The sequence below is a fragment of the Pantoea sp. JZ29 genome, from assembly GCF_035190385.1.
Taxonomy (GTDB): domain Bacteria; phylum Pseudomonadota; class Gammaproteobacteria; order Enterobacterales; family Enterobacteriaceae; genus Pantoea; species Pantoea stewartii.
Genome location: NZ_CP045241.1, coordinates 1,926,393 through 1,939,213 on the forward strand (window position 1 = coordinate 1,926,393; position 12,821 = coordinate 1,939,213).

The 12,821-nt window shown below is 54.4% G+C and carries 11 protein-coding genes; 4 read left to right on the forward strand and 7 right to left on the reverse strand.

The annotated features are described in order from the left end of the window. Positions 1–487: 487 nt before the first annotated feature. Positions 488–682, forward strand: a complete 195-nt coding sequence (locus tag GC090_RS08970; RefSeq protein ID WP_006120296.1) for a hypothetical protein — start codon at positions 488–490, stop codon at positions 680–682. A 42-nt stretch (positions 683–724) separates the two neighbouring features. Here the strand turns inward: GC090_RS08970 and GC090_RS08975 are convergent, their stop codons facing one another. The 6 genes from GC090_RS08975 to betI all read right to left on the reverse strand — a co-directional run bounded on the left by GC090_RS08975 (position 725) and on the right by betI (position 7,023). Next, positions 725–1,858 (reverse strand): acyltransferase family protein, encoded by a 1,134-nt coding sequence (locus GC090_RS08975; protein ID WP_033741951.1) that lies wholly within the window; start codon positions 1,856–1,858, stop codon positions 725–727. Between the two features lie 309 nt (positions 1,859–2,167). After that, a complete protein-coding gene (gene mdtI / locus GC090_RS08980; protein WP_033741950.1) occupies positions 2,168–2,497 on the reverse strand; it encodes a multidrug/spermidine efflux SMR transporter subunit MdtI in 330 nt (109 codons plus the stop codon). After that, entirely contained in the window at positions 2,484–2,828 is a 345-nt protein-coding gene (mdtJ, locus tag GC090_RS08985) for a multidrug/spermidine efflux SMR transporter subunit MdtJ (protein ID WP_205955368.1), read from the reverse strand. The genes mdtI and mdtJ overlap by 14 nt, the downstream gene beginning before the upstream one ends. Positions 2,829–3,233: 405 nt before the next feature. Next, on the reverse strand, positions 3,234–4,916 hold the full coding sequence (gene betA, locus GC090_RS08990) for a choline dehydrogenase (RefSeq protein WP_205955367.1): 1,683 nt from the start codon (positions 4,914–4,916) through the stop codon (positions 3,234–3,236). Positions 4,917–4,939: 23 nt separating this feature from the next. Further along, positions 4,940–6,412 carry a betaine-aldehyde dehydrogenase gene (gene betB / locus GC090_RS08995; protein ID WP_006120301.1) on the reverse strand — a complete coding sequence of 491 codons (1,473 nt, stop codon included), beginning with the start codon at positions 6,410–6,412 and terminating at the stop codon, positions 4,940–4,942. A gap of 17 nt (positions 6,413–6,429) precedes the next feature. Then, on the reverse strand, positions 6,430–7,023 hold the full coding sequence (gene betI / locus GC090_RS09000) for a transcriptional regulator BetI (protein ID WP_006120302.1): 594 nt from the start codon (positions 7,021–7,023) through the stop codon (positions 6,430–6,432). A gap of 258 nt (positions 7,024–7,281) precedes the next feature. Between betI and GC090_RS09005 the strand changes: the two genes are divergently transcribed. The 3 genes from GC090_RS09005 to GC090_RS09015 all read left to right on the forward strand — a co-directional run bounded on the left by GC090_RS09005 (position 7,282) and on the right by GC090_RS09015 (position 11,245). Next, a complete protein-coding gene (locus GC090_RS09005) occupies positions 7,282–9,312 on the forward strand; it encodes a choline transporter (RefSeq protein ID WP_054633657.1) in 2,031 nt (676 codons plus the stop codon). Between the two features lie 255 nt (positions 9,313–9,567). Beyond that, a complete protein-coding gene (locus tag GC090_RS09010; protein WP_054633658.1) occupies positions 9,568–10,947 on the forward strand; it encodes an MFS transporter in 1,380 nt (459 codons plus the stop codon). A 79-nt stretch (positions 10,948–11,026) separates the two neighbouring features. Next, entirely contained in the window at positions 11,027–11,245 is a 219-nt protein-coding gene (locus GC090_RS09015; protein WP_185199368.1) for a DUF1272 domain-containing protein, read from the forward strand. 144 nt (positions 11,246–11,389) lie between these two features. Here the strand turns inward: GC090_RS09015 and rsmF are convergent, their stop codons facing one another. Then, the gene (rsmF, locus tag GC090_RS09020) at positions 11,390–12,817 is read right to left on the reverse strand and encodes a 16S rRNA (cytosine(1407)-C(5))-methyltransferase RsmF (protein WP_039343108.1); all 1,428 of its coding nucleotides are present in this window, start codon (positions 12,815–12,817) and stop codon (positions 11,390–11,392) included. Positions 12,818–12,821 lie beyond the last annotated feature (4 nt).

The window sequence follows — 12,821 nt, forward strand, 5'->3', positions numbered from 1 at the left end:
ATGGAAAATGCAAAATTTACATAAATATCGTTAATATTTTATTTTGCACCATTGAAAATGATCTTAATCAATAAATGGTCAGATAAAAGGATTTCATTGCGAAGGAGGGGATAAATGATGAAAAAACAAAGAATTTCTTTATGTATTACATCGGGAAAGCATGTGTTTTTGAGGTGATAGATAAATATAAGTGGTGATTCCTCCCTAACTCTGATGCGCCGCACAGCCTGGGCCGAATCCGGACCCGAAAAACGTTAAGCTCAGCACGTTTTTGCGATGCGTAAGGGGCACGCGCTTGTCTTTTTGCTGAAGCATGAGGGGCGATTGTCCCGAGCCCGCACAGGGCCGCGACCGTCATGCGTTTCCCTGGATCACTAAAAATATGTGAGGCAGGTAACAATATTGACGAAAATTTTAAGTTTATCAGACACTCCCTTACCCTGATTTCTTCACCATAGCGACTCCATTCACAGCATGGGATAGCACAATGCGGAAATCATTAGCAGTGGCCTGGATGTTTTTGATTGTCTCGTTTGGTTCTGCCGCACAAAGCCTGGTACACAGCAGGCACGATCCGACGCATCTCGTCGGACTGAAAACGTACAGTAGCCTTGCCGATACGCCGGAATCACCGGATGAGCATGTGAGGGAAAAGCAGCATGATGTAGGCAATGCATTATGATGTGAGGATAAAAATGGCTCGCCCCGGCGAGCCATATTGGTATTACAGGGCTGGTTTGGGAGCCAGCACTTTTTTGCCCAGTCTGATGCCCGGTTTCTCAACATACTGGTACAGCAAAGAGGCCAGGCCATATGTCAGCGGCAGAGATACGGCACAGACAATCAGGAAACGCGTGACATCACTCTGGTAAGCAATATCCGTTTGTTTCAGCAACAGCGCGATAGCCGGAATCACAATCAACAGATGCAGCAAATACACGGAAAAAGAGACATCGCCCAGCCATGTACTCAGGCGGTTGTTTAACACCTTACGTGGAAGCTGAATGAGCCGCGCCATCAGACTGTTTTCCTGATACTGCCACAGCACCGCCGCCATGCCGATAATCATCAAGGCTTCCATCACCACCTGAAGTTTGATCGCGCCTAACCCGATAAACACACTGACCAGCGGGCCAGCAAGGGCAAAGACCACATAGAGCAGGGACTTGCGCCGTACGGCCTCCGCCAGCAGCATGCCCGAAATAAACATATTGAGTTTAATCAGAATCATGGACGGCATTTCAAAGGCTTCGTAATAGTCAGGCAGCAGATAACGGCCGGCACAGCTCAGCGCCATGATGCACAGCAATGCCGGGGCATAACCGAAGCGCATAACCGCCAGCATGATAAAGGGAAACAGCAGATAAAACTGCATTTCCAGCCCGATACTCCAGTCGGGCAGCGTGGTGTTAAAGCCATAGGCGGGCAGGACGCCAAACAGGAAAGAGAAATGCGTCACGACATTCATGAGTGACTGATCGGCATAGCGTGAGGCATCGGTCGCTGTGCCCGAATAAACATGTGCGATCGTGTCGCGCATCTCGCCAAACCAGGGGCCAGAGATGAGCGCGACCGCCAGCAGCAGATAGTAAAGCGGGGCGATGCGAAAAAAACGCCGTAGCCAGAATTTCTTGATGGTTTCCGGGCTTTGCCACGGCTCTTTTTCCTGACGTTCGACATAGTTTTTTGCCATCAGGTAGCCCGAAAGCAGGATAAACAGATCCACGCCAATCCCCGGAGAAGAGAGTAAAGTGATATGGCAATGGATAAGCAAGCTTATGTGTCCCAGCAGTACCCAAAGAGAAGCAATCCCCCGTAACCCTTCCAGTTCCGTGGACCATCCTCGCGTTGCAGACATGGTAAAACCTCGTTAATCAATTATTTATACTGGATCCAAAGGCATCACTAAGCCCTAACAGTCGGATCAAGTCCACCTGCAATGATAAAAGTAAGAGGATTCTGACATTATGATGAATAATCGATCTGCGTGATAATACACACACCTTTGAGTGGCTCAGAAGTGACTGTCGATGACAAAGGTCAACCCCTTTCTCTGACGGGCCTGCCACTGCGGATAAGAGGGACGTATTTTCATAAACAGCAGGGCAGGACGGCATTGCAGACGTACGGGTAAAGGGCGGAAAGGGGACGTCTGCGTCCCCTGTTCTCAGGCCAGTTTCAGCATAACCATGCCCAGCAACAGCAGAGCCAGGCCCGCCCAGCCTTTGCGGTTCAGGCGCTGACCAAAGAGAATGCCGCCTGCAGCAACGGTGGCGACGAGACCAAACCCGCCCCAGAGCGCGTAAGCCACGGAAAGATCGATACCTTTCACGGCCTGCGACAGCGCACTGAATGCCAGCAGCACACAGCCCAACGACGCGATGCCGGGCAGGGGCTTTTTAAAACCGTTGCTGTACTTGAGCATGATATTGGCGGCAATTTCCAGCAGGACAGCCAGTGCCAGCCAGGCAAAATGAATCAGATCAGGCAGGGTCATGATCGGCCTCCTTCTTGCTGCCGGTTTTCATCAGCAGAATGCCGGCAATCAAGGTGACCAGACCGCAGATTTTCAGCGGCGATACGGTTTCATCAAACAGATGCACGCTAAACAGCGTGATCAGCATAATGCCGATACCTTCCCAGAGGGCATAAGCGACCCCCAGTGCGATACGTTTGATGGCAAAACTCAGGAAGATATACGAACAGGCAATCATGCCCAGCATAATCAGATAGCCGCTCTGGCTTTGATTCAGGCTGGACCATTTCATGGTCAGGGTACCCATGATTTCCGCAACAATAGCGAGTGCTAATAATCCCCATGCGCGCATGGTTTTTTCTCCACAACTAGCGTCGTAATTAACCCACCGTGATGCCACGGCAGAAAGGAATAAACGAGCGGAAAGGGGACTAAAGCGCACTGCGCCAGTGCTGATCGAGGGCGTTAACGCTGAGTAATGCGAGGAACGAAAGGGCGGTAAAACGGGGAATGAACATCCTGCTCATAATTTCACAATGCATCCACGTTATTGCTTCTCTTCAGTGGACGGGTAAAGCCTCCGGTAATAAACACCCACACTTTATACCACCACCGGCGTTAAAAGCACAGCGCGATATTGTAAGTTGAATTGACATAAATCAGAGCAATCATGCTTATTATTCTGATTAATGTAGGTGATAAGTGCAGAAAAAAGAAATAAGCCGGACAGTTGTCCGGCTTAAGGTCAGGGAGGCGATCAGGCTGACCGCTCAGGTGCCTTACGCACTGGTGCATCGCCTGCAACATAGTAGTCTGCGGTACTGCGCGGCAGCGGTTGACGACCACGGATGCAGTCGGCGATTTTTTCACCGATCATGATGGTGGTCGCATTCAGGTTGCCCGTAATAATTAATGGCATTATGGATGCATCGACCACGCGCAAACCTTCCAGTCCATGTACGCGGCCTTCGCCATCAACCACCGCCATCTCGTCGTTACCCATCTTACAGGTTCCGCAAGGATGGTAAGCCGTTTCGCCATGGTTACGCACGAATTCATCCAGCTCCTCGTCCGTCTGGCATTCAATGCCCGGGCTGATCTCACGGCCACGGTATTTATCCAGCGCGGGCTGATTGATGATTTCACGTGTGATACGAATCGCATCACGGAACTCATGCCAGTCCTGTTCATGCGACATATAGTTGAACAGAATTGCGGGATGGCGACGCGGATCGCGGGACTTCAGGCGCACATGTCCGCGGCTGGGTGAACGCATTGAGCCCACGTGACACTGAAAACCGTGCGCATCGACCGCATTCGAGCCGTTGTAGTTAATCGCTACCGGCAGGAAGTGGTACTGAATATTCGGCCAGGTAAACTCTTCACGGCTGCGAATAAAGCCACCCGCTTCGAACTGGTTACTGGCACCCACGCCCGTGCCGTTAAACAGCCACTCTGCGCCGATCTTCGGCTGATTCCACCACTTCAGTGCGGGATACAGAGAGACGGGCTCCTTGCATTCATACTGCAGGTACATTTCAAGGTGATCCTGCAGGTTCTCACCTACGCCCGGCAGGTCATGGACGACCGGGATGTCAAACTGCTGTAACAGTGCGGACGATCCCACACCCGAGCGCTGTAAGATTTGTGGCGAAGCAATGGCACCCGCACACAGCAGCACTTCGCGTCGCGCATGAACGGTGTGCAGCGTATTACTGTCACCGATCATATATTCCACGCCAATTGCACGCTTGCCTTCAAACAAAATACGGTCAGTGGTGGCATGGGTTACGATTTTCAGGTTCGGACGGCGTTTCGCCTGGTCAAGATAACCGCGCGCGGTGCTGGAACGTCGACCTTCTGGCGTGACGAAGCGGTCCATCGGCCCAAAGCCTTCCTGCTGATAACCATTCAGGTCATCTGTGCGCGGATAGCCGGCCTGAACGCCTGCCTGAATCATTGCTTCAAACAGCACGTTGTTGCCTTTCTTCGGCGTGGTCACGCTGACCGGACCATCGCCGCCGTGGTAGTCATTGGCACCGGTATCGCGCGTTTCTGACTTGCGATAGTAGGGCAGACAGTCCAGATAGCTCCAGTTTTCCAGGCCGGGCATGCTTGCCCAGTTGTCCAGATCCATCGCGTTACCCCGGATATAACACATGCCGTTGATCAGCGAAGAACCGCCCAGGCCTTTACCCCGACCACACTCCATGCGGCGGTTGTTCATATACGGCTCAGGCTCAGTTTCATACGCCCAGTTATACCGTTTTCCCTGTAAAGGGTACGCCAGGGCCGCTGGCATCTGCGTCCGAAAATCGAAACGATAATCAGGCCCACCCGCTTCCAGCAGCAGAACATTCACGCTACTGTCTTCAGTCAGTCGGGTGGCCAACACATTCCCTGCGGATCCGGCTCCAATGATAATGTAATCAAATTCCATTCGTCGCTCCTCAGGTAAGGGGATTAAAAGACAGACTGAAAGCGCGTCAGCTCAACCTGAACCGACTTCACCTGGGTGTAATTCTGCAGCGTCATCAAGCCGTTTTCACGACCGACGCCAGAATGCTTGTAACCGCCGACAGGCATTTCAGCGGCAGATTCACCCCAGGTGTTAATCCAGCAGATGCCCGCTTCAATCTGATGAATGACGCGGTGCGCACGATTCAGATCCCGGGTCACCAGACCCGCGGCCAGACCATATTCGGTATCGTTAGCGCGACGTATCACTTCCTCTTCCGAGGTGTAACTCAGGATCGACATCACCGGCCCGAAAATTTCCTCACGGACAATTTTCATGTCGTCGCGGCAGTCGCTGAATACGGTTGGTGCCACCCACGCGCCCTGATCAAACCCGTCACCGGTTAAGCGTTTACCGCCACACAGCAGACGGGCACCTTCTGCAATACCGGACTCAATAAAGCGCATCACGTTGTCACGGTGGCTAAAGCTGACCAGCGGACCAAAGTTCGTCTCGGGATCGCGCAGATCGCCCGCTTTGATACGGGCAACACGTTCTACGATTTTGGCTTCGAACGCAGACTGCAATGCGGCCGGGACAAAAACGCGGGTACCGTTGGTACATACCTGGCCGGAACTGTAGAAGTTAGCCATCATGGCGATGTCGGCGGCCAAATCGAGATCGGCGTCATCAAAGATGATCAGCGGGGATTTGCCGCCCAGCTCCATGGTGACGTCCTTCAGGGTCGATCCTGCCGCATTTGCCATGACTTTTTTGCCGCTGACGACACCGCCGGTAAATGACACTTTATCGATACCCGGATGCTCGGTAAGCAGTTGACCGGTAACCGCGCCGGTACCGGGCAGCACGTTGAAAACGCCGTCCGGCACACCGGCTTCGGTGTAAATCTCAGCCAGTTTCAGGGCCGTCAGCGGTGTGACCTCGCTGGGTTTGAAAATCATGGCATTGCCTGCGGCGAGGGCCGGGGCAGATTTCCACAGGGCAATCTGAATCGGGTAATTCCACGCGCCAATACCGGCGACCACGCCTAAGGGTTCACGGCGGGTATACACAAACGCGGTATCACGCAGAGGAATTTGCTGGCCTTCCAGCGCAGGGATCAGCCCAGCGTAATACTCCAGCACATCGGCACCGGTAACGATGTCGACGCTGGCGGTTTCACTGAACGGCTTACCGGTATCAAGCATTTCCAGTTCAGCCAGCTCATCATTGCGCTCGCGCAGAATATCTACGGCCCGACGCAGAATGCGTGAGCGTTCCATGGCGGTCATGGCTGCCCAGATTTTTTGCCCTTTTCTGGCCGCCGCCACAGCGCGATCGACATCCTCGCGCCCGGCAATCTGGACATCAGCCAGTACTTCGCCGTTGACCGGATTAATTGTCTGGAAGGTTTCTCCAGACGTCGCGGCAACATAAGTACCATTGATGTAGAGGTGTTGTTCGGTGAATCGGGACATAATTTCTCCTGGTTCCGTTACGCGTGTTCGCCGGCTAACTGCTGGCGAATAAATTGAGTGGTCAGTGTCCGTGCTGTCGTCGGGTCAAAGGGCTTGCCGCTTAATGCTGCGCGTAGCCACAGGCCATCAATCATGGCGGCCAGCCCGTGAGCGGCAAGCCTGGCCCTGTCCCTGGGCAACTGGCGGCGGAACTCCACGGCCAGCGATGAAAAAAGACGGCGATGACTGACCCGTTCCAGACGTTGAAGCTGAGGCTGGTGCATACTGCTTGACCAAAAGTCCAGCCAGGCTTTCATCACTGCGCGTTCGACCTGACTTTCGTCGAAGTTTCCCTCAACGATTGCGCGCAGTCGTTCTTCGGCGGGGGCGTTGGCTAACGGCTGCAGGCGACGGGCAACTGCCTCACGTAGTTGCCGGGTGACGTCGCGCATCGTGGCTTCCAGCAATCCGTTCTTGTCCTTGAAATAGTGGCTGATGATGCCGGTTGACACGCCCGCGCGTCGGGCAATCTGAGCAATGGTGGCATCATTAATACCTACGTCATTTATCGTTGCCAGCGTCGCATCGATCAGCTGTCGACGTCGTATTGGCTGCATCCCTACCTTTGGCATTGCGTTCGCTCCCACCCAAAATCAGTCCCCTATTTAATCTTTTTTTGATTGGATGTTCAATATAAATAGAAACCTTGTTAGGATGCTGTGTCTTAAAAGTTGAGTAAGTGAAGCGGTAAGTGTGGCAGATTCGTTAGTTTTGACCAGAATGTAACGGCAGGAAACGAAGCGTAAAAAACACTTACCCCTCGGGACACCGGATGTTTTTACCGGTTTGAACTCTTGCAAAATTGATAAGCCAACAACCAGAGGTAAACGATGATGAGTCCACCAGCGAGTGAAAAAGACAGAATCAACCCCGTGGTGTTCTACACCTCCGCAGGATTGATTCTGACCTTTTCACTCATCACTATTTTATTCAGCAGCGAAGCCGCCAACTGGATACTGAGGGCGGTAAACTGGGTGTCCGAAGCGTTTGGCTGGTATTACATGTTGGCCGCCACGCTTTATATCGTGTTCGTGGTATATATCGCCTGTTCCCGTTTTGGCTCAATCAAACTCGGGCCTGAGCAGTCGAAACCGGAATTCAGCATACTGAGCTGGTCGGCAATGCTGTTTGCCGCCGGTATCGGGATAGACCTGATGTTTTTCTCGGTGGCGGAACCGGTTTCGCAGTATATGCAGCCGCCGGAAGGGGCAGGGCAAACGCTTGAAGCGGCCCGTCAGGCGATGGTCTGGACTCTGTTCCACTATGGCTTAACCGGCTGGTCAATGTACGCCCTGATGGGGATTGCCCTTGGCTATTTCAGCTACCGCTACAATCTGCCCTTAACCATCCGTTCCGCCCTGTATCCCATTTTTGGTAAACGCATTAACGGTCCCATCGGCCACAGCGTAGACATTGCCGCGGTAATTGGGACGATCTTTGGTATCGCTACCACGCTGGGAATTGGTGTGGTGCAGTTAAACTATGGGCTGAAGGTCCTGTTCGATATTCCGGAAGGATTAACGGCACAGACGGCATTGATTATTCTGTCGGTGATCATTGCCACCATTTCCGTGACGTCGGGCGTTGACAAAGGCATTCGTATTTTATCGGAACTGAATGTGGCACTGGCTCTCGGCCTGATTCTGTTCGTCCTGTTCGCTGGCAATACCGGCTTCCTGCTTAACGCACTGGTGCTCAACGTAGGGGATTACATCAATCGCTTTATGGGCATGACGCTGAATACGTTTGCCTTTGACCGGCCAACAGAGTGGATGAACAGCTGGACCCTGTTTTTCTGGGCCTGGTGGGTGGCCTGGTCGCCGTTCGTGGGCCTGTTTCTGGCACGTATCTCCCGTGGCCGTACCATCCGTGAGTTTGTGCTCGGTACGCTGGTGATTCCTTTTACCTTTACGCTGCTGTGGCTGTCGGTCTTCGGTAACGCGGCCCTGTATGAAATCCTTCATGGCGATGCGGGTTTTGCACAGGAAGTGATGGGCCATGCGGAACGCGGTTTCTACAGTCTTTTGGCGCAGTACCCGGCCTTCAAGCTGAGTGCTTCCGTCGCGACCATTACCGGTATGTTGTTCTATGTGACCTCGGCGGATTCCGGTTCGCTGGTGCTGGGTAATTTCACCTCCAAACTGAAAGACATCAACAGTGATGCGCCGAACTGGCTGCGTATATTCTGGTCAGTCGCCATCGGCGTCCTGACGCTGAGTATGCTGATGACCAACGGCATTACGGCGCTGCAAAATACCACGGTCATCATGGGGCTGCCGTTCAGTTTCGTCATCTTCTTCGTGATGGCAGGGCTGTATAAATCGCTCAAGGTGGAAGATTATCGCCGCGTGAGTGCGACGCGGGATACGGCGCCTTATCTGGCACATGCTACTGACCGTCTGACCTGGAAAAAACGGCTGTCGCGCCTGATGAACTATCCTGGCTCGCGCTACACCCTGAAAATGATGGATGACACGATCTTTCCCGCCATGGAGGACGTGGCAAAAGAGCTGGAGCTGCGTGGCGCGCGCGTCACGCTGGACCGCGTGGCCGCCGACGGGGAGCATCCTCTGGGTTATCTGGACCTGCGCGTACAGCTGGGCGAGGAGCAGGATTTCCTCTATCAGGTCTGGCCACAGCAGTATTCCATTCCGGGCTTTACCTACCGCGCGCGCAGCGGGAAATCTACCTATTACCGGCTGGAGACGTTCCTGCTGGAGGGCAGTCAGGGTAATGACCTGATGGATTACAGCAAAGAGCAGGTGATCATCGATATACTAGATCAGTATGAGCGCCACTTGAACTTTATTCATCTGCATCGAGAGGCACCGGGCAGCAACATTACGTTCCCCAGCGCCTGATCCCACAGCCCGTTAGCCGCCAGGTTAACGGGTTTTTTATGGCTGACGGAAAACCCGGCCGCGTAAACATGGTCCACAGCCAGTCAGGTTTTGCCGGAGGCCTACGATTCATCCGGGGACAGGGAAATGTGTCATCACTGCCGTCCACGTGACAACGGGAGTTTACTGTCGGAATTGTCCCGACCTAAAGCGGGGCAAATTCAACTATCTTTAAACTTTACAGGACACCAATGACTGTTGTGGACAGGGAGTCGTATGCGAAAAATTCTCAGAACATTTCTGCCGCTTTACACCACCACGTTGTTGATGCTGTTGGGCTCAGGGTTACTCACTACCTACGTGTCACTGCGTCTGGCCCATGATCAGGTTAATGGTGCGCTGATTGGGGCCATCATTGCGGCAAACTATATTGGCCTGGTGATCGGTGGCAAGGTGGGTCACAACCTGATTGCGCGCGTCGGTCATATTCGTGCCTATGTAGCCTGTGCCGGCATTATCACGGCGTCAGTGATCGGACACGGGCTGACAGATTTTATCCCCCTCTGGGTTTTCCTGCGCCTGATCATCGGGCTGTGCATGATGTGCCAGTACATGGTGCTGGAAAGCTGGCTTAACGACCAGGCGGAATCGTCACAGCGTGGGCTAATCTTTGGCTTCTATATGGTGGCGACCTACCTTGGCTTAAGTAGCGGTCAGGTGGTGCTGACCTTACAAAGTGACTTTGGTCTTCAGACGTTGTTAATCGTGGCGCTCTGTTTTGCCCTCTGTCTGGTGCCGATTGCGCTGACGACGCGCACGCATGTTCGCGCGATGTCACCTGCGCCGATGGAGCTGGGCTACTTTCTTCGCACCATTCCTAAATTGCTCAGCACCACCTTATTAACCGGTATGGTCGTCGGCGCCTTTTATGGCCTGGCGCCGGTGTATGCCAGCAGCAAGGGATTCAGCGATGCGCAGACCGGTATTTTTATGAGCCTGACGATCTTTGCCGGGCTGGTATCGCAGTTTCCTTTAAGCTGGCTGTCCGACCGTTACGATCGTCAGCGGCTGCTGTTTTATATTGCGGCGCTGCTGGCGCTGGCCTGTTTGCCGCTGGTGTTGCTGCCCAGGCTGTCATTTCACTGGGTGCTCGGCATCGCCTTTCTTGCCAGCATGGTGCAGTTTGCCCTCTATCCTTTGCAGGTGGCGCTGGCAAACGATCAGGTGGCGGCGGAGCAGCGCGTTTCACTGACGGCCTGTCTGCTGATGGCGTTTGGTATCGGAGCCAGTATCGGCCCGTTGCTGGTGGGCTCGCTGATGCAGCCTTTCGGCAGTAACATGCTTTATCTGTTCTTCACGGTGTGCACCCTGTTGATTGCTGTGCTGAGCTATGTGAAGAAAGCGCCGCTTCCGTTACCGACTACCGAGGTACCCTTGCCCCACGTGGTGTTACCGGACAGCCTGGCTACCTCGCCTTTAGGCGCGGCGCTTAACCCGGTGCTGGAAGACGAGGCGATTCAGGCGGCGATGGTCACCAGTGATGAGGAGGGCGCAGAGGACGAGGGTGAGAATGAGGACGAAGGCGACGTGACCCAGGCGCGCGACGATGAAAGCCGCAGCAGGGCCACGTCGGGTTCCACATCTCCTGACGGATAAGCGTTACGGGCGATGAAAATCCTCGACAAGCAGCATGGGTTTTGCCACGCTGAAAGCCGTTACCGCAAGGGAGAATGTCATGTTAGAACTGCGCCCAAACTGTGAACGTTGTGATATCGATCTGCCTGCGGCATCGCGTGATGCGCGCATCTGTTCGTTCGAATGTACCTACTGCGCGACCTGCGCTGAGCAGCATCTGCAGGGGCATTGTCCCAACTGCGGGGGAGAATTAGTGCGACGGCCCATCCGGCCCGCCGCCAAATTGCTGACCCATCCGGCGAAAGCGCGCACCGCCTGAGTTATCAGCATGCATCGCGCCAGAATGCGCCGGCGCGATGCCTGCCGCTTGTGCAGGTCCGTCCGCGCTGAACGACGGTTCTGGCGCTGATATCAGCAAAACAGCGCCGAATATGTGACAGTGTCACTTTCGGGGTGTGACGGCTTAACGGAACAGCCGACCGTCGCGCACCAGTTCGCGCGGATAGCTGTTTTTAATCCGGCTGCCAACCCGTTTTGCCAGCCCCAGCGGCTGAGCCTGATAGGTCACAATCATCTCATCAACGGTGGGCGGGTTTTCAGGGTAGATATCGCGACCGCGAAACCACGCTTCCGCTTCCGCCTCATTCAGTTCCACTGTCTGCGCTGGACGCGGTGACGCCAGCGCGACAACGGCCTCATGTTGCCAGCGATAACCCTTCGCAAAGGTTTCAGCCAGTTTCAGGCCAATCCGCGAGAAACGGACCTGTCCTAACAGCGGGACGATGTCGGCGGGAAACAGCCAAATCTCTTTATCGCGTTGCCACAGTTGCAGGCGCTCATCCCACTGAAGCGCCACCTTCGCGGCCGCCTGAACAATATCGTTTTCCAGTTTGCGGTTTACGGGGGTAAACGGGAGCTTGCCGACTTTGTATGTCGGCGCAGGCAGCCGCTCAACAGAGGCGATTTTGCGTAACCGCGCGACAAAGAAGCCTTCACTGTCAAACAGCTGAGGAAAGACGTGCAGGTAACCTTCGGGCGTGGCTGCCTGTTCTGCGCCTGGAAACAGCGTCGTCAGCGGCGCAACCTCGACGGCTGCGGGGTAGCGCGCCAGCAGCCAGGCCACAACCTGTTGGTTTTCGATCGGATTGAGTGTGCAGGTGGAGTACACCAGCGTACCGCCAGGCTTCAGGGCATGAAACGCGCTGTCAATCAGATCGCGTTGGGTCTGGGCGATATCGTGGGTGCTGGCAAGCGACCAGTTTTTCAGCGCATCCGCATCTTTACGTATCACGCCTTCGCCAGAGCAGGGCGCATCCAGCAGGATCGCATCGAACTGTTCCGGCAGCGCAGGCCCAAAGACGCGGGCGTCAAAGTGAGTCAGCGCGGTATTGGTCACGCCACAGCGGGTAATGTTCGCGTGCAGCACTTTTACCCGGCTGGAAGAGAACTCATTAGCAAGGACAATTCCCTGGTTGTGCATTCGGGCAGCAATCTGTGTTGTTTTCGAGCCGGGGGCGGCCGCCATATCCATGACATGCTGTGCATCGGGACAGGCATCAAACAGCGCCGTCACCGGCAGCATCGAGCTGGCTTCCTGAATATAAAACAGGCCACTCAGATGCTCTGCCACGCTACCCAACGGTAAACTTTCATCCTCCCGGCTGATCCAGAAGCCGTCTTCACACCACGGCACCGGCGTAAGCTGCCAGCCGTAGTGAGCCGTTTGGGCCAGAAACGCGCTGACGCTGATTTTTAACGTATTGACTCGGAGGCTGCGGCGTAACGGCTGCTGGCTGATGTCGATAAACTGCTGCAGGCTGGCCTCATCGGGCAGGCTCTGGCGCATAAGGTCAAGGAAATCGGCAGGAAAACGTGAAGCGGCGTCGGACACGGAT

Bases quoted from the DNA above. Each gene is read 5' to 3' on its own strand.
- GC090_RS08970 (WP_006120296.1), top strand. From the start codon at position 488: ATGCGGAAATCATTAGCAGTGGCCTGGATGTTTTTGATTGTCTCGTTT.
- GC090_RS08975 (WP_033741951.1), bottom strand. From the start codon at position 1,858: ATGTCTGCAACGCGAGGATGGTCCACGGAACTGGAAGGGTTACGGGGG.
- mdtI (WP_033741950.1), bottom strand. From the start codon at position 2,497: ATGACCCTGCCTGATCTGATTCATTTTGCCTGGCTGGCACTGGCTGTC.
- mdtJ (WP_205955368.1), bottom strand. From the start codon at position 2,828: ATGCGCGCATGGGGATTATTAGCACTCGCTATTGTTGCGGAAATCATG.
- betA (WP_205955367.1), bottom strand. From the start codon at position 4,916: ATGGAATTTGATTACATTATCATTGGAGCCGGATCCGCAGGGAATGTG.
- betB (WP_006120301.1), bottom strand. From the start codon at position 6,412: ATGTCCCGATTCACCGAACAACACCTCTACATCAATGGTACTTATGTT.
- betI (WP_006120302.1), bottom strand. From the start codon at position 7,023: ATGCCAAAGGTAGGGATGCAGCCAATACGACGTCGACAGCTGATCGAT.
- GC090_RS09005 (WP_054633657.1), top strand. From the start codon at position 7,282: ATGATGAGTCCACCAGCGAGTGAAAAAGACAGAATCAACCCCGTGGTG.
- GC090_RS09010 (WP_054633658.1), top strand. From the start codon at position 9,568: ATGCGAAAAATTCTCAGAACATTTCTGCCGCTTTACACCACCACGTTG.
- GC090_RS09015 (WP_185199368.1), top strand. From the start codon at position 11,027: ATGTTAGAACTGCGCCCAAACTGTGAACGTTGTGATATCGATCTGCCT.